16 protein-coding genes are annotated in these 16,816 nt (G+C 34.2%); 10 read left to right on the top strand and 6 right to left on the bottom strand.

The features are described from left to right. Positions 1–2 precede the first annotated feature (2 nt). From ilvB to IPK06_07270, 10 genes are all read left to right on the top strand, one after another. The gene (ilvB, locus tag IPK06_07315) at positions 3–1,718 is read left to right on the top strand and encodes a biosynthetic-type acetolactate synthase large subunit (GenBank protein ID MBK7979802.1); all 1,716 of its coding nucleotides are present in this window, start codon (positions 3–5) and stop codon (positions 1,716–1,718) included. Positions 1,719–1,721: 3 nt separating this feature from the next. Beyond that, positions 1,722–2,234 carry an acetolactate synthase small subunit gene (ilvN, locus tag IPK06_07310; protein MBK7979801.1) on the top strand — a complete coding sequence of 171 codons (513 nt, stop codon included), beginning with the start codon at positions 1,722–1,724 and terminating at the stop codon, positions 2,232–2,234. 11 nt (positions 2,235–2,245) lie between these two features. Further along, on the top strand, positions 2,246–3,247 hold the full coding sequence (gene ilvC, locus IPK06_07305) for a ketol-acid reductoisomerase (protein ID MBK7979800.1): 1,002 nt from the start codon (positions 2,246–2,248) through the stop codon (positions 3,245–3,247). 9 nt (positions 3,248–3,256) lie between these two features. After that, complete coding sequence (gene leuB / locus IPK06_07300; protein ID MBK7979799.1) at positions 3,257–4,354, top strand: 3-isopropylmalate dehydrogenase; 1,098 nt, start codon at positions 3,257–3,259, stop codon at positions 4,352–4,354. A 20-nt stretch (positions 4,355–4,374) separates the two neighbouring features. Further along, entirely contained in the window at positions 4,375–5,955 is a 1,581-nt protein-coding gene (locus tag IPK06_07295; GenBank protein MBK7979798.1) for a 2-isopropylmalate synthase, read from the top strand. An 11-nt stretch (positions 5,956–5,966) separates the two neighbouring features. Next, positions 5,967–7,265: a 3-isopropylmalate dehydratase large subunit gene (locus tag IPK06_07290; GenBank protein ID MBK7979797.1), complete on the top strand. Its 1,299-nt coding sequence runs from the start codon at positions 5,967–5,969 to the stop codon at positions 7,263–7,265. A 47-nt stretch (positions 7,266–7,312) separates the two neighbouring features. After that, positions 7,313–7,870: a 3-isopropylmalate dehydratase gene (locus IPK06_07285; GenBank protein MBK7979796.1), complete on the top strand. Its 558-nt coding sequence runs from the start codon at positions 7,313–7,315 to the stop codon at positions 7,868–7,870. A gap of 17 nt (positions 7,871–7,887) precedes the next feature. Next, entirely contained in the window at positions 7,888–9,471 is a 1,584-nt protein-coding gene (locus IPK06_07280) for a citramalate synthase (protein ID MBK7979795.1), read from the top strand. 160 nt (positions 9,472–9,631) lie between these two features. After that, complete coding sequence (locus tag IPK06_07275) at positions 9,632–10,168, top strand: WG repeat-containing protein (GenBank protein ID MBK7979794.1); 537 nt, start codon at positions 9,632–9,634, stop codon at positions 10,166–10,168. 131 nt (positions 10,169–10,299) lie between these two features. Continuing rightward, complete coding sequence (locus IPK06_07270) at positions 10,300–10,983, top strand: Crp/Fnr family transcriptional regulator (protein MBK7979793.1); 684 nt, start codon at positions 10,300–10,302, stop codon at positions 10,981–10,983. 70 nt (positions 10,984–11,053) lie between these two features. On the opposite strand, the gene groL is transcribed toward IPK06_07270, so the two are convergent. The 6 genes from groL to IPK06_07240 form a co-directional block, all read right to left on the bottom strand. Then, entirely contained in the window at positions 11,054–12,694 is a 1,641-nt protein-coding gene (gene groL, locus IPK06_07265; protein ID MBK7979792.1) for a chaperonin GroEL, read from the bottom strand. A gap of 29 nt (positions 12,695–12,723) precedes the next feature. Continuing rightward, the gene (groES, locus tag IPK06_07260) at positions 12,724–13,020 is read right to left on the bottom strand and encodes a co-chaperone GroES (GenBank protein ID MBK7979791.1); all 297 of its coding nucleotides are present in this window, start codon (positions 13,018–13,020) and stop codon (positions 12,724–12,726) included. A gap of 128 nt (positions 13,021–13,148) precedes the next feature. Next, the gene (locus tag IPK06_07255) at positions 13,149–13,658 is read right to left on the bottom strand and encodes a peroxiredoxin (GenBank protein ID MBK7979790.1); all 510 of its coding nucleotides are present in this window, start codon (positions 13,656–13,658) and stop codon (positions 13,149–13,151) included. 11 nt (positions 13,659–13,669) lie between these two features. Further along, positions 13,670–14,971 (bottom strand): adenylosuccinate lyase, encoded by a 1,302-nt coding sequence (locus IPK06_07250; GenBank protein ID MBK7979789.1) that lies wholly within the window; start codon positions 14,969–14,971, stop codon positions 13,670–13,672. Continuing rightward, positions 14,968–16,158, bottom strand: coding sequence for a trypsin-like peptidase domain-containing protein (locus IPK06_07245; protein ID MBK7979788.1), 1,191 nt, complete (start codon positions 16,156–16,158; stop codon positions 14,968–14,970). The genes IPK06_07250 and IPK06_07245 overlap by 4 nt, the downstream gene beginning before the upstream one ends. Next, positions 16,155–16,778 carry a glycerol-3-phosphate acyltransferase gene (locus IPK06_07240; GenBank protein ID MBK7979787.1) on the bottom strand — a complete coding sequence of 208 codons (624 nt, stop codon included), beginning with the start codon at positions 16,776–16,778 and terminating at the stop codon, positions 16,155–16,157. The genes IPK06_07245 and IPK06_07240 overlap by 4 nt, the downstream gene beginning before the upstream one ends. Between the last annotated feature and the right edge of the window lie 38 nt (positions 16,779–16,816).

Here is a 16,816-nt window from a genome sequence, read left to right as displayed (position 1 = left end):
AAATGAGCACATCAAAAAAAATGTCAGGTGCTGAAATATTTTTTGAAGCATTAAAAAAAGAAAATGTAGAAGTTATTTTTGGCTATCCCGGTGGAGCAACACTTAAAATTTATGAAAAATTATACGATGTGGATTTCCTACAACATATTTTAGTTAGACACGAACAGGGTGCAACTCATATGGCTAAAGGTTATGCGATGGTAACAGGTAAGCCGGGCGTTGTTTTGGTTACTTCTGGGCCAGGCGCAACAAATACAGTTACCGGAATCGCTGATGCTTATATGGATTCTGTTCCATTGGTTGTTTTTACCGGACAAGTTGCAACTCACTTGATTGGAAACGATGCTTTTCAAGAAGCCGATATTGTCGGAATTACTCGTCCAATAACCAAACATAATTTTTTAGTCAGATCTGTTGATGAATTAGCTTCAACAATTCAAAAAGCATTTTTCATTGCTTCAACGGGAAGGCCTGGACCTGTTCTTGTTGACTTACCAAAAAATATTATTGCTATGGAAACGGAATTTGTTTACCCATCCAAAATTGATATTAGAGGATATAAGCCTCAGTATAAAGGGCATATCAACCAAATTAAAAAGGCTGCGCAAATTATACAAAATGCTAAAAAACCTTTGTTGTATGTCGGCGGCGGCGTTATAATGTCCAATGGAAATAAAGAACTTCAAGTTTTAGCCAAAGAAAATAATTTACCGGTTACCATGACTTTACAAGGATTAGGAGCTTTCCCCGGAACTGATCCGCAATCATTGGGAATGCTAGGAATGCATGGAACATTTTGGGCTAATATGGCAATTAACGAATGCGATGTATTAGTAGCATTGGGCGCTAGATTTGATGACCGGGTTACAGGTAATATTGAAACATTTTCAAAAAATTCATATAAAATTCACGTTGATATTGATCCAACAGCTATTGACAAAAATGTTTTGGTTGATCTGCCGATTGTTGGGGATGTAAAACATGTAATCGCTGAAATTGCGGCGGAGATTGAGCATAAACAGGATCTTACTCCATGGTGGAATCAAATTAATCAATGGAGAACTGATTGTCCTTTATGCTACGATAAAGATGATATAAAATTGCGCACCGAATATGTAATTGAAAGGATTTCCGAAGCTACTAAAGGAGACGCAATAATTGTTACCGATGTTGGTCAGCATCAAATGTGGGTTGCTCAATATTATAAATTTACAAATCCCAGATCTCACGTAACCAGCGGCGGATTAGGCACAATGGGATTTTCTGTTCCGGCTTCAATTGGCGCTGCATTTGCGGGAACAAATAAAACAATCATATCATTCAGCGGAGACGGCGGATTCCAGATGAATATCCAGGAGCTTATTACAGCCGTTGCGCATAAACTCCCGATAAAGTTTATAATTATTAACAATAGTTTCCTCGGAATGGTTAGGCAGTGGCAGGAGTTGTATCATGCGGAAAAATACAGCTTTACCGATTTAAGTAAGAGCAATCCTGATTTTACAAAAGTTGCTGAGGCATTTGGAGTTAAATCATATTCAACCGATAGAATGGATGAGGTGGATACATTACTTGAAAAAGTATTGAACTATAATGATGGTCCAACACTTATCGAATTCAAAGTCGTAAAGGAAGATATGGTATTTCCGATGGTTCCAGCCGGTGGTTCAGTTAGTGATATGATATTGAAAAGACTTAATCCTAAAAAAATGGTGTAATAAATGAAAAGAATAATTTCTGTATTAGTAGAAAATACTTTCGGCGCTTTTGATCGTGTAGCGACCATGTTCAGCGGAAAAGGATTTAATATTGAATCTATTTCAATTGGACAAACCGAGATAGACGAAGTATCTAGAATGACGATCGTTACAGAAGGGAATGATCAGATTTTAGACCAAGTTGTTAAACAGCTCAATAGATTAATTGATACAATTAAAGTGGTTGATTTAAGTAAAGAACCAAAAACAGTGCGTGAACTCGCTTTGTTAAAAGTTAATTTAGAAAACAATTCTATTCATGAAATTAAAAATTTAAGTGATATTTTCAGAGGAAAAGTTGTTGATATAAACAACAAAAGCATAACATTGGAAATTACCGGCCCGCCGGAAAAAATAGAAGCCGCGGTAAATGTTTTTCTACCGTTTGGCATTAAGGAAATGGCTAGATCAGGAACAATTGCCATGAAAAGAGGAGAACAAATAATTCCGGCACAAAAGAAAATTAAATCAAAATAGATGGAGTAACAATGAAAGTTTATTATGATCAAGATGCATCATTAGATCTACTAAAAAATAAGAAAATTGCGGTTCTTGGATATGGAAGTCAAGGTCACGCACATTCGCTAAATCTTAAAGACAGCGGAATGAACGTGTGCGTTGGTTTAAAAGAATCAAGCAAAAATTGGAAAGTTGCGGAAGAAGCTGGACTTAAAGTCTATACTGTTTCTGATGCGGTAAAGAATTCAAATGTGATAATGATTCTTTTACCTGACCAATTTCAGAAAGAAGTTTATGATGCGGAAATAGCTCCTTACTTAAAAGAAGGAGATACATTAGCGTTCGGTCACGGTTTTAATATTCATTACAAACAAATTGTTCCTCCTGCAAATGTTAACGTTATGATGATTGCTCCTAAAAGTCCCGGACATTTGGTAAGAAGAACTTTTGAACAAGGCAATGGTGTACCATGCTTGATAGCAGTTCATCAAGATTATTCCGGCAACACAAAAGATTTGGCGTTAGCTTGGGCAAAAGGTATTGGCGGAACAAAAGCCGGTGTTATAGAAACGAATTTCAAAGATGAAACCGAAACAGATCTTTTTGGCGAACAAGCCGTATTATGCGGTGGTTCAGCGGAATTAATTAAAGCCGGATTTGAAGTTTTGGTTGACGCCGGATATCCACCTGAACTGGCATATTTTGAATGCATGCACGAGATGAAATTAATTGTTGATTTATATTATGAAGGCGGACTTTCCAGAATGAATTTCTCAGTAAGCGATACTGCAGAATACGGTGGAATGACTCGCGGACCAAGACTTATTACAGAAGAAACAAAAAAGGAAATGAAGAAAATATTAACCGAAGTTCAGGACGGAAGTTTTGCAAATGAATTTATTTCCGAAATTAAAAACGGTTCGCAAAATTTTGGAAAACTTCGTAGCTCAAACCAGCAGCACGGAATTGAAAAAGTTGGAGGTGAACTGAGGAAAATGATGTCTTGGCTTTTAAGAACAAATAAAAAATAATGGTGGAAAATGAATTATAAAATCGCACTTTTACCTGGCGACGGAATTGGAATAGAAGTTACACAAGCTGCTATAAAAGTAATGGAGTTTGTTGCTGAAAAATTCAACGTAAAATTAGAGTTCAACGAATATGCTATCGGTGGAAATTCTTATGATAAATTCGGAACGCCGTTAACACAAGAGACCTTAGATGGATGTTATAGTTCGGATGCAGTTTTCTTGGGTGCCGTTGGCGGTCTGCAATGGGAAAAACTTCCGCATCACTTGAAACCGGAAGCCGCTTTGCTAAAACTGAGAGAAAGTTTGGGGCTGTTCGCTAATATTCGTCCCGCAAAAATTTATCCCTCTATGCTGGATAATTCTACTTTAAAAAAAGAAGTACTTGAAGGTACTGATTTTATTGTGCTGCGCGAATTGACCGGCGGAATTTATTTCGGCAAACCGAGAGGTATGGATGAAAACAAAGGTTGGAACACGATGGTTTACACAACCGAAGAAGTTGAAAGAATTGCAAGAAAGGCATTTGAAATTGCTTCCAAAAGAGAAAAAGTTGTGACAAGTGTTGATAAAGCAAACGTTCTTGAAGTTTCGCAGTTTTGGCGAAACACGGTTGAAAAAATTCATAAAGAATATCCCGGAATAAAATTAAACCACATGTATGTGGATAACGCGGCAATGCAAATCGTTAGAAATCCCAAACAGTTTGACGTAATTCTCACATCAAATATTTTTGGTGATATTTTAAGTGATATTGCCGGAATGATAACCGGAAGTTTGGGAATGCTGCCATCGGCGAGTATTGGAACTAAATATTCATTATATGAACCTGTACACGGCAGCGCACCAGATATTGCCGGACAAAATAAAGCAAATCCTATAGCGGCAATTTCTTCTTCGGCAATGCTATTCGATCTTTCATTTGGAATGACAAAAGCCGCAGAAATTATAGAAAGAGCTATTTCATTAACATTGGATGAAGGTTTTAGAACCGTTGATATTGCTTCATCTGATAGTAAAGTTGTTTCAACAACAGAAATGACATCTTTAATTATAAATAATATTGAGAAAATTTTTGCAGATGAATCAATAGGAGTTTTTTTACTTTAATCTAAGTAAACGAGGCGGATGTGAAAGAAAAAATTATAATATTTGATACAACATTAAGAGACGGCGAACAATCTCCGGGTGCATCGTTAAACATTTATGAAAAATTGGAAATTGCCCATCAACTTGCCAAATTAAATGTTGATGTTATTGAAGCGGGTTTTCCTATTTCTTCTCCTGCGCAATTTGACGCAGTTCACGCAATTTCATCAGAAGTTGAAAGAACAATTGCCGGGCTTGCAAGAGCAAATGAGAAAGATATTGAATCTGCTTTTAAAGCACTTCAACCCGCCAAACAAAAAAGAATTCATACTTTTACAAGTACATCTGATTATCATATTCTTGGAAAGTTCGGGCATGAAAAATATGGTCGTTCATTAGAAGAAAAACGTAAAACGATTTTAAAAATGGCATACGATTCAGTTGCATACGCAAAAAGTCTTTGTGACGACGTGGAATTTTCGGCGGAAGATGCTGGGCGTACGGAAATAGGTTATTTAGCTGAAGTAATTGAAACCGCAATAGCAGCGGGCGCAACAACAGTAAACATTCCTGATACTACAGGCTACACATTCCCAACCGAATTCGGCAATAAAATAAAAGAATTAAAACGTAGAGTCGGAAATATTGATAAAGCGATTATTAGCGTACATTGTCATAATGATCTTGGCTTAGCAGTAGCAAATTCAATTGCATCAATTGAAAATGGTGCGCGGCAAATTGAATGTACGGTTAATGGAATTGGTGAACGTGCCGGAAACGCATCTCTTGAAGAAATTGTGATGGCGTTAAAAGTTAGAGCTGATCTTATGAACTTTGATACTGAAATTAATACTCGAGAAATATATAACTCAAGTAAATTAGTTTCAGGGTTTACCGGCATTTTAGTTCAACGTAATAAAGCAATAGTCGGCGAAAATGCGTTCGCTCATGAATCTGGAATTCATCAGGACGGAATGCTGAAAAATAGAGAAACTTATGAAATTATGACCCCGGAAATAGTCGGCTATCCTAAAACAAAAATTATTTTAGGAAGACATTCAGGCAGACACGGATTAAAAGCAAGACTTAAAGAACTTGGTTATGAAATTGAAGAAGAACAGTTAATTCAAATTTATGATGAATTCACAAAACTTGCCGATAAAAAGAAAGAAGTATTCGATGAAGATCTTAGGATTTTAATGGGAGACACTGTTGCCCATAAAGACGAACAATTTACTTTGGATCATCTGCAAATAACTTCTGGATCAAATTCAATACCAAATGCTGTTGTAAGAATAAAAGTTGATAATGAAATTATTCAAGAATCGGCAATTGGCGACGGACCAATAGACGCTGTATTCAATGCTATTGAAAGAGCATTAAAAATTCACCCTGAAGTGGAATCATATAATGTTAGATCAGTTACTTCTGGCAGACAGGCAATGGGCGAAGTGTTAGTTAGAATTCGAAGCAATTCGAAATCCTATACCGGCAGAGGAACTTCTACCGACGTTATTGAAGCAAGCGCGCTTGCGTATCTTAGCGCGTTAAACAAAAAAAATACCTCATTAAAATTAGAACAGAATTTTAACTCACAAAATGAAATGACAAAAGCTGTATAAAGGATAAATTTATGGGAATGACAATAACCGAAAAAATACTGGCAAGATCTGCCGGAATGAGAAATGTAACTCCGGGAGAAAGTGTTTGGCTAAACGTTGATACACTTATGACTCATGATGTATGCGGACCGCCAACGATTGGGATTTGGAAAGAACAGTTTGGTGAAAAAGCAAAAATTTGGGATAAAGATAAATTAGTGATTTTTCCGGATCATTATATTTTTACTGCCAACAAACACGCGAACAGAAATGTAGAAATTTTAAGACAGTTTGCCAATGACTATCAAGTTGATAATTATTATGACGTTGGAACCGAAAGATATAAAGGTGTTTGCCATATTGCGTTAGCCGAAGAAGGTTATAACGTACCCGGAAAAGTTTTAATTGGAACAGATTCTCATACTTGCACATCTGGCGCATTTGGAATGTTTTCTACCGGTGTTGGAAATACAGACGCGGCTTTTATTCTTGGTACAGGGAAAATTTGGGAAAAAATTCCTGAAACTATGAAATTTACTTTTAATGGAACTCTGCCAAAATATTTAACCGCAAAAGACTTGATATTAGCAATTCTTGGAGATATAACAACAGACGGTGGAACTTACAGAGCATTGGAGTTTGACGGCGAAGGTGTATTTTCTTTGGAAATGAATGAACGAATGACTCTTACAAATATGGCAATTGAAGCAGGAGCAATGAATGGTATTATAGCAGCAGATTCTGTAACCGAAGATTATGTAAAGTCCAAAGGTGTTTATGAATATGAAATTTTTAATTCTGACGCTGATGCAAAATATTTTAGCAAGTTTACGTATGATGTAAATAAAATGGAACCAATAGTTGCAAAACCGCATAGTCCGGATAATAAAGATACCGTTAGAAATGTTCAAGGAACAAATTTAACAAAAGCTTATATCGGCTCATGTACTGGCGGAAAACTAACTGATTTTATTTTTGCCGCAAAAATTATTTTTGGAAATAAAGTTAAAGTCCCAACTTTTATAGTGCCGGCTTCGACTCAAGTTGCAAAAGAATTGGAAGTAGAAAGCTATAATGGAATATCATTAAAAGAGATTTTCCAAAATGCTGGATGTGTAATTGCTCAAAGCTCTTGCGCTGCTTGTCTTGGCGGACCGGATGATACAGTAGGAAGAAGTGTTGACAAGGATGTTGTTATTTCAACAACGAATAGAAATTTCCCCGGAAGAATGGGAAGCAAAAAATCAGAAGTTTATCTTGCATCACCACTAACTGTTGCAGCTTCTGCTGTTACAGGTGTTATTACTGATCCGAGAGATTTCTTAATTTAAGTTTCCCAATAATAATTCTGAAAATTGAATTAAACAAAAAGGTTAATATGGATAAAAAAATTAAAGGCAGAGCATTTGTTTTAGGTGATAATATTGATACCGATCAAATAATTCCTGCGGAGCATTTGGTTTATAGTCTTACTGATGAAGAAGAATCAAAAAAATACGGACAATTTGCCTTATCCGGAGTTCCAATAAATCAAGCCGGATTACCAGACGGAGGAAAACCGTTTATTGAAGGCGACAATTATTTGTCTGAATTTAATATTCTGATTGGAGGATCTAATTTCGGCTGCGGATCATCACGTGAACACGCCCCGTTCGCGTTAAATATGGCCGGTGTAAAAGCGATAATTGCCGAATCCTATGCTAGAATTTTTTACAGAAATTCTGTTGATGGCGGATTTTTGGTCCCGCTTGAGTCTCCCGTAAAACTAAATAAGGAAATTGAAACTAAAGATGAGATTGAGATTGATCTTGAAAATTATTCTTTGTTAAATATTTCTAAAAATAAAAAATACGAATTAAAGCCTCTAGGAAGCGTTCTTCCAATTGTAGAAGCCGGCGGTATTTTTGAGTATGCAAGAAAAAATAATATGATATAACTAACCAAGAAAATAAAATGAAAATAGAATTATTTGACACAACTTTGCGGGATGGAACTCAAGGTGAAAAAATTAACCTTTCGCTTCAGGACAAACTTTTAATTACTCAAAAATTGGATTCATTCGGCATTGATATTATTGAGGGCGGATGGCCTGGCAGTAATCCAAAGGATGAAGAATATTTTCGTTTGGTGAGAAATTTGGATTTATCCCATTCAAAAATTTGTGCATTTGGTTCAACCGCAAGATATCCTGATAAAATTAAGGAAGATCACAATCTACAATTATTGTTAAAAGCTGAATCACCTTATATTTCAATATTTGGAAAAACATGGCGCTTTCATTCCGAGGTTAGTTTGGGTTTAACTGATTCACAAAATGAAGAATTGATTTTTAATTCTGTTGAATATTTAGGTACAGAAGGAAGGCAGGTAATTTTTGATGCCGAACATTTTTTTGACGGCTACAAAGATGATAGAAGCTTTGCTTTTAAAATGATAAAAGCAGCTGAAAATGCCGGCGCAAAAGTTTTAGTATTGTGCGATACCAACGGCGGTACATTGCCAAATGAAATTTTTGATATTGTAACCGATGTTAAAAATAATTTTAATATTCCAATTGGAATACACGCTCATAATGATGGTGATCTTGGCGTCGCAAATACTTTGATGGCCGTGAGAGCAGGCGCCGTGCACGTTCAAGGAACTATGAATGGTGTGGGTGAAAGATGCGGAAACGCAAATCTTTCAAGCATTATACCCAATTTAAAATTTAAGATGAACAAAGAATTTTCCGGTTCATTGGACGTTTCCAAGTTAACATCAATGTCGCATTTTATTTCAGAAATAATGAACATTGAACCAAACACTCGAGCTGCGTTTGTCGGAAATTCTGCATTTGCGCATAAAGGCGGAATACACGTAAGTTCAGTCTTGAAAGACAGTAGAATGTATGAGCATCTTAGTCCAAGCGCGGTTGGCAATAAACAAAGAGTAGTTGTTTCTGATCTTGCCGGACAAAGTAATATTAGATATAAAGCAAAAGAATTTGGCATTAACCTTCCTGAAGAAAAAGAATTCAGCAAAAATTTTGTTAATTATTTAAAAACTATGGAATTTGACGGATATCAGTTTGACGGAGCGGAAGGGACTTTTGAATTACTTTTAAGAGCCGAGTTAAAAGAATATAAACCGTTTTTCAGCGTTAAATATGCTAAGGTAAATGTTCTTCAAGATCAAAATAATATTCATTATTCCGAAGCAGTACTAAAAGTTGAAGTAAATGGAGAAATTGAACATACAGCGGCTGATGGTAACGGTCCGGTTAATGCTTTGGATAGTGCAATTAGAAAAGCTCTTACAAGATTTTTTCCGGAAATAGCGCAGATAAAATTGGTAGATTATAAAGTTAGAGTTCTTGGCGATAAGAATGGTACCAAAGCAAAAGTAAGAGTTTTAATAGAATCAAGTGACGGTGAATTGACATGGTCAACGGTTGGATTATCTGAAAATATTATTGAAGCAAGTATTATGGCATTAACAGATGCTATGAATTATAAACTGTTCAAATTAAGCACTGAACAAAAAGAGTTAACAGTTTAAACAAATATTATAAAATGACTATTCGGAATAGGGAGACAAAATACAAATAATTTTATTTGTTTCCCTCAAACCATTACAATAAAATATGGTGTTTTAACTCACATTTCATTTAATTTAAAAGATTATTTTTCAGTATGAAATTTATTATTCTGAGAAATAAATGCAGACAAAAAATATGTCCATAAAAAATAAATATCAATATATCGGATTTTCGTCAAATAGCGTAAGATTTAAAGAAAATGATTTGTGGGGAATTAACGATCTTGAAGGTAATGAAGTTCTGCCCAAATATTATAACGAAATTTTTACACTCTCATCCGGATATAAATTTTTTGCGGCAAGAGAAGGTTATTTTTGGAAAATATATAATAAAAACGGAGTAGAAATATTTTCGGAAAAGTATGATTCTTTGCATCCATATTATGGTTTATTTGGAATAACAAAAATTAAAAAAGGCGATAAATTCGGTTTGATAAACAAGTACGGCAGAAAAATCATCCCACCAATATTTAAGAAAATTGAAAAATTCGGAAGCGGTTTAGTATTTCATAACTTTGATTCAACGACTGAATTTTTAGACAGAAAAAGCTTAATTAACTTACCTGAAATTTCAAAAGAAATGCATATCGATTATTTAAAAGATCCTGTAAAAAATATTTTACAAAGCAAAGCAATCAAGAAAAGTAAATCTTTCTAAAAATTTACCGCTAAAATCTGTAATTGTTTTGAAAAAAAATGTAATTATTTTCAAAATAAAATAATATATTAAAGAATAAAATTGTTTTTGATTGGCAGCATTCTAGTTGTTGACTTTTTCAGGAGGAATAAATGAAATCATCGTCTGACTTTTTGTATTATGTTCCCATTTTCTCTGATTTACCGGATGAAACAATCGAACAAATATCACAAGTTGGAGTTAGAAAAGCATTTAAAAAAGACACGATAATTTTAATGGAAGAAGACGAAAGTGGTGCGCTATTCATTATCATTACAGGCAAAGTTAAGGTTACAAGAACCAGCAATGACGGCAGGGAAGTTATATTAAATATTTTAGCGGAAGCTGATATATTCGGCGAAATGTCTCTTCTTGATGGACTAACTAGATCCGCTACCGTAACAGCAATTGAAGACTCCGAACTTTTTATAATTCAAAGAAATCAGTTTCTGGAATTTTTAAAAGAACATCCTGAAATATCTATAGCATTAATGCAGGAACTTTCTAAAAGATTAAGAACCGCCGATATGCAGATAAAATCTCTTTCATTAAAAGACGCGGAAGGAAAAGTCGCAACTGTAATTGTTCAATTAGCTAATGATCATGGAAGAATAAGACAGGGTGCTGTAGAAATAGAAAAACTTCCTTTGCAACAGGATCTTGCCAATATGGCAGGCACTTCCCGTGAGACAATTTCTAGAACTTTACATTCATTTGCGAAAAAAGGTTTAATTGAGTTGGAAGGTTCAAAATTAAGGATTTATCAGTTCGATAAATTTAAGTCTACGTATCTATAAAAATAAAAATATATTAAAATAAAAAAGCCCAACTTTTGTTGGGCTTTTTCTTTGCAACTTAAAGAATCTATTAATACATTCCGTCCATACCACCCATACCTCCAGGAGGCATCATTGGAGCGGCTTTTTCGTCTGATTTCTTTTCATAAACCACTGCTTCGGTTGTGATCAATAATGATGAAACAGAAGCTGCGTTTTCTAATGCTGTTCTTGTAACTTTTGTTGGATCAATAATTCCAGATGCGATCATATTTACATATTTATCTGATGATGCGTCAAATCCAAAATCGTCTTTACCTTCTTTAACTTTATTAAGAACAACAGCGCCTTCCAAACCGGCATTATTTACTATTTGTTTCAATGGTTCTTCCATTGCTTTTTGAATAATTTTAATTCCGGTTGATTGATCTGCATTTTCGCCTTGTAAATCAACTAAAACTGAAGCAGCTCTTACAAGCGCAACACCACCACCTGCAACTATTCCTTCTTCTACCGCAGCTCTTGTAGCGTGTAATGCGTCTTCAACTCTTGCTTTCTTTTCTTTCATTTCAACTTCAGTTGCAGCACCTATTTTTAATACGGCAACGCCGCCAGATAATTTTGCCAATCTTTCCTGCAACTTTTCTCTATCGTAATCTGAAGTAGTGTTTTCAATTTGCGATTTAATTTCGTTCACTCTTTTCTTAATTTCACTGCTTTCTCCGGCACCTTCAACTATTGTTGTATTGTCTTTATCAATTACAACTTTTTTAGCAGTTCCTAAGAATTCAATAGTAGCGTTTTCTAATTTATATCCTCTTTCTTCAGAGATAACTGTACCGCCGGTTAAAACAGCAATATCTTCCAACATTGCTTTTCTTCTATCGCCAAAGCCGGGAGCTTTTACAGCTGCTACTCTTAAAGTTCCTCTTAATTTATTTACAACCAATGTTGCCAAAGCTTCGCCTTCTAAGTCTTCGGAAATAATTAATAATGGTTTTCCCGCTTGTGCTACTTTTTCAAGTACAGGAAGTAAATCTTTCATTGAAGAAATCTTTTTATCGTGAATAAGTATTTCTGGATTTTCTAAAACAGCTTCCATTGTTTCTGAATCAGTTACAAAATATGGTGATAAATAACCACGGTCAAATTGCATACCTTCTACTATTTCTAAACCGGTTTCTGTTCCTTTAGCTTCTTCAACAGTTATAACCCCATCTTTACCAACTTTATCCATTGCATCGGAAATTAACTCGCCGATTGCTTTATCATTATTTGCGGAAATTGAACCTACTTGAGCAATTTCATCTTTTCCACCGACTTCTTTGCTAATTGATTTTAAATATTCTACAACTTTAGAAACAGCGATGTCAATTCCTCTTTTTAAATCCATCGGGTTTGCACCAGCTGTTACGTTTTTTAATCCTTCTTTGAAAATTGCTTGTGCTAGAACAGTGGCTGTTGTTGTTCCATCTCCGGCAACATCACTTGTTTTTGATGCAACTTCCTTCACCATTTGTGCGCCCATATTTTCCGTTGCGTCTTCTAATTCAATTTCTTTAGCAACAGTAACACCGTCTTTTGTTATTGTTGGTGCGCCAAATTTTTTATCGATTACAACGTTTCTTCCTTTAGGGCCTAATGTAACCTTTACTGCGTTGGCTAGTTTATCAACACCAACTTTTAGTCCTGCTCTGGCATCTGTGCCATATTCAACTATTTTTGCAGCCATTTTATTCCTCTTTTATTTATTGATTAAAATTATGATAAAATTCCAAAAATATCGCTTTCGCGCATTATTAAATATTGTTCATCATCAACGGTAATTTCTGTGCCGGAATATTTTCCGTACAAAATTTTATCGCCGACTTTTACATTCATGGAAATTTTATTTCCATCATCTTTAATTCTACCCGGACCTGCTGCAACAATAGTACCTTCAATTGGTTTTTCCTTTGCTATATCAGGTAGGATTATTCCGCCTTTTGTTTTTTCTGTAGCTTCATTTGGTTTTACAATTACCCTGTCTTCTAAGGGTTTAATTTTGAATTCTTTCATATAATTTTCTCCTAATATATTAGCACTCATTTATGACGAGTGCTAATATAAAAATAAAGGGAAGAATTGTCAAGATATGATTAAATCTATATCGGTTTGATGCATAAAACTTGAATTGGATTTTACGTTTATAGCAGTTTTTTTGCTATTTCAAATACTTGATCTGCGTGTGTTTCCACATTAACATCATTTAAAATTTGAAACAAATTGCCATTTTTATCAATAATAAAAGTAACACGACTTGCTTTTCCAGAATCATTTAGTACGCCATAAATTTTGGAAACTTCTTTATTTTCATCTGATAAAAGAGTGAAATTTAGATTATAATCCGAAATAAATTCTTTAATCGCACTTTTAGAATCAGTTGAAACTCCAAAAACTTGAATTCCAGTTTCTTGAAATTTTGAAAAATTATCTCTAATTCCGCAAGCTTCTCTAGTGCATCCGGGTGTATTTGCTTTTGGATAAAAATAAACTATAACCGGAGATTTACCTATATAATCAGAAAGTTTATAATTATTTCCCCTTGAATCCTGTAAAGTAAAATCGGGTGCTTTGTTTCCAACAGTTAAATTTTCTTTACCGCTGCCGCATGAAATTATAATAACCAGCAAAAATGCGTTTATCAATATTTTCATAAATTTCCTTTCTATTCTATACCAACAGAACGGCTGAAAATATAATCAACATTTTTTACCATTTCATTTGTGTTGAAAATACTTTTTATTTCTTCTGTTGTTAAATATTTCTTTATTTCGGTTGATAAAATTAATTCGCTTTCTAAATTTGTAGTTTTTTCCTGCCATACTTTCATTGAGGAATTTTGAACAATTTTATACGCTTCTTCTCTTGTTGCGCCTTTTTCGACTAGTTTGAGAAGTACTTTTTGAGAAAAAATTAAACCTCTTGTTTTATTTAAATTCTCTATTGCGTTTTCAGGGTAGATCAGTAAATTATCAATTAATTTAATTGTAAGTCCTAACATATAATCAAGTGCAATTGTGCTGTCAGGTACAATCACACGTTCAACTGATGAATGTGAAATATCTCGCTCATGCCATAAAGAAACATTTTCAAAAGCAGCAACGGCGTTTCCTCTTAGGATTCTTGCCAATCCCGCAATTCTTTCCGAAACAATCGGATTTCGCTTATGCGGCATAGCCGATGAACCTTTTTGTCCTTTTGAGAAAAATTCTTCAGCTTCTAATACTTCGGTTCTTTGCAAATGTCTTATTTCAACCGCAATTTTTTCTAATGATGCTCCAACTATTGCAAGAGTAGAAAGATATTCCGCATGCCTGTCTCTTTGGATTACTTGAGTGGAAACAGGAGCCGGTTTTAATTCAAGCTTTTGACAAACATATTCTTCAACTTTTGGTGAAAGATGATCAAATGTTCCAACCGCGCCGGATATTTGTCCTACACTTATAACTTCAATTGCGGATTCTAATCTTTTAATATTTCGTTTTACTTCTTCATACCAAAGTGCAAATTTCAAACCATAAGTTGTAGGTTCAGCATGAATACCATGACTTCTTCCAACGCAAACGGTCCTCTTGTGTTCATTTGCTCTTCGCTTAAGAACTTCTTTTAATTTGAACAAATCTTCTAAAAGAATATTGCCAGCTTCTTTCATCTGAACAGATAAAGTTGTATCCAGAATATCGGACGATGTCATTCCGTAATGAATATGGCGAGATTCAGGTCCAACGTATTCAGCAACGTTTGTTAAAAATGCTATAACATCATGTTTTGTTTCTTCTTCAATTTCTAAAATTCTGGCGACATTAAAATTCGCTTTCGATTTAATAATTTCAACATCAGCATTAGGAATTTCTCCCATTTCAGCTCTTGCTTCGCAAGCTAAAATTTCTATTTTCAGCCACGTTGAAAATTTAAATTCGTCTTCCCATATTTTGCCCATTTCGGGTCTTGTATATCTTTCTATCATACTTTAGGTTCTAGTTTTAAATTAACGAATTGTGATTTATTGTCTCTTAATATTTTTAGTTTTAATATATCATTTGTTCTGGCTTGATGCAAAATATACATTAAGGTTTTGTCATCATTTATTTTAACATCATTAACTTCTAGAATAACGTCGCCAACAGCCAAACCGGCATCTTCGGCAGGCGAATGTCGACTTACATTTGAAATAATTACACCGAATGTGCTAGAAAGTTTATAATATTTTGCGATTGCGTCATCAATTGGATGAATACTGATTCCGGTCCAAAAATCCCTGTTAACAAAACCATTTGCTTTTAATTCAGCAATTATATTTTTAATAGTATTAATTGGAATTGCAAATCCAACTCCTAAACTACCGCCTTTATTTTCCTGCCAAATAATAGTGTTCATTCCAATCATTTCACCAATGCTGTTAACTAAAGGTCCGCCGCTATTTCCAGAATTTATTGAAGCGTCTGTTTGGATCATTTTTAGATAATATCTTTCATCAATTAATCCTAAATTCATATTCAATGCGCTTACTACTCCTACGGTTACAGTTGGCTGATCGTTAATTTCAAAAAGTCCGAAAGGGTTGCCCAACGCAATAACCCATTCGCCGATTAGAATTTCATTGGAATTTCCGAATTGCAAATAAGGTAAATTTTTCGCTTTAATTTTTAATAAAGAAATGTCAGAGGATTTGTCAGTACCGACTAATTCCGCGTCATAATCGGTGCCATCGGTCATAGTAACAATGATTTTATTAACATCGCCTGCAACATGATCATTTGTAACAATGTAGCCGTCTGGTGAAATAATTGCACCGGATCCAACGCCAGGCATTTGTTTTTCATATACTCTATCAAAAAAGAAACTGTACGGATCTCTAAAATACATTGTCTTTGTAACATTTATACCTACAATTGCGGGACTAACATTTTTAACGGTATTGGTAATGATATTTTCTCTGCTGTTAGATATTGTGTTGTCTATTAAAGTTCTCATATTTGCAGGAATAATTGAACTATTTTCAGTCTGCATCTGTTCTTGACTTGAATCATTATTCGGCTTAAATGAATTGTCCTTTTCACTTGAAACATTTTTATAGAATAAATACGCAAATACAATTGACGCAACCAATAAGGTCAAAATCGAAGATATTAAAGCATATTTAAAATTTTTCATAAATTTTTATCCGCTGTTTTTTTTAATAATTCTTTTATTGGCTTTAAATGTTTTGAAAGAATAATAATCATAATTAATAAAATTAAAGATGTAAAAATAATATTTCTTTCAGCAGGGGGAAAGGTAATAATATTTAATTGGTCAGATATTAAGATTGATATCAGAACAACAAACAATGTTGCAGTTACATTTGCAATATGAATATTTGCAACTATTTTTTTTGTTAAATACCAGCTGATTAACCATAACACTAAAATTAAAGGTGATAAAAATAACATTCCACCCGCAGCCGTAGCCAATCCTCTTCCTCCTGAAAATTTAATCCAAATGGAATAGCAGTGACCTAAAACCGCAAAAACAATTGATAAACCGGAAGCAGAAAAATCATTCGGAAAAAAAATCTTTGAAAGTGAAACCGCTATTATTCCTTTAAACAAATCTATAATTAAAACTATCAATCCAATTTTTTTAGAATTTGTCACTTCATATGAATTTAAAGTCCCAACATTACCCGAACCTGCTTTTCTTATATCAATATTATGAGTTAATTTAATAACAATAAAAGCGGTCGGAAATGAACCTAGGATATAAACTAATAATAAAAAAATCGATAATGTCATTGTAATTAAACAAATTATGGAAAAAAGATAAATTTCTA

It is taken from the genome of Ignavibacteriota bacterium (genome assembly GCA_016713565.1).
Lineage (GTDB): Bacteria > Bacteroidota > Ignavibacteria > Ignavibacteriales > Melioribacteraceae.
The sequence above is the reverse complement of the archived record's forward strand: the minus strand, read 5'-3'. Positions and strand labels throughout refer to the sequence as shown.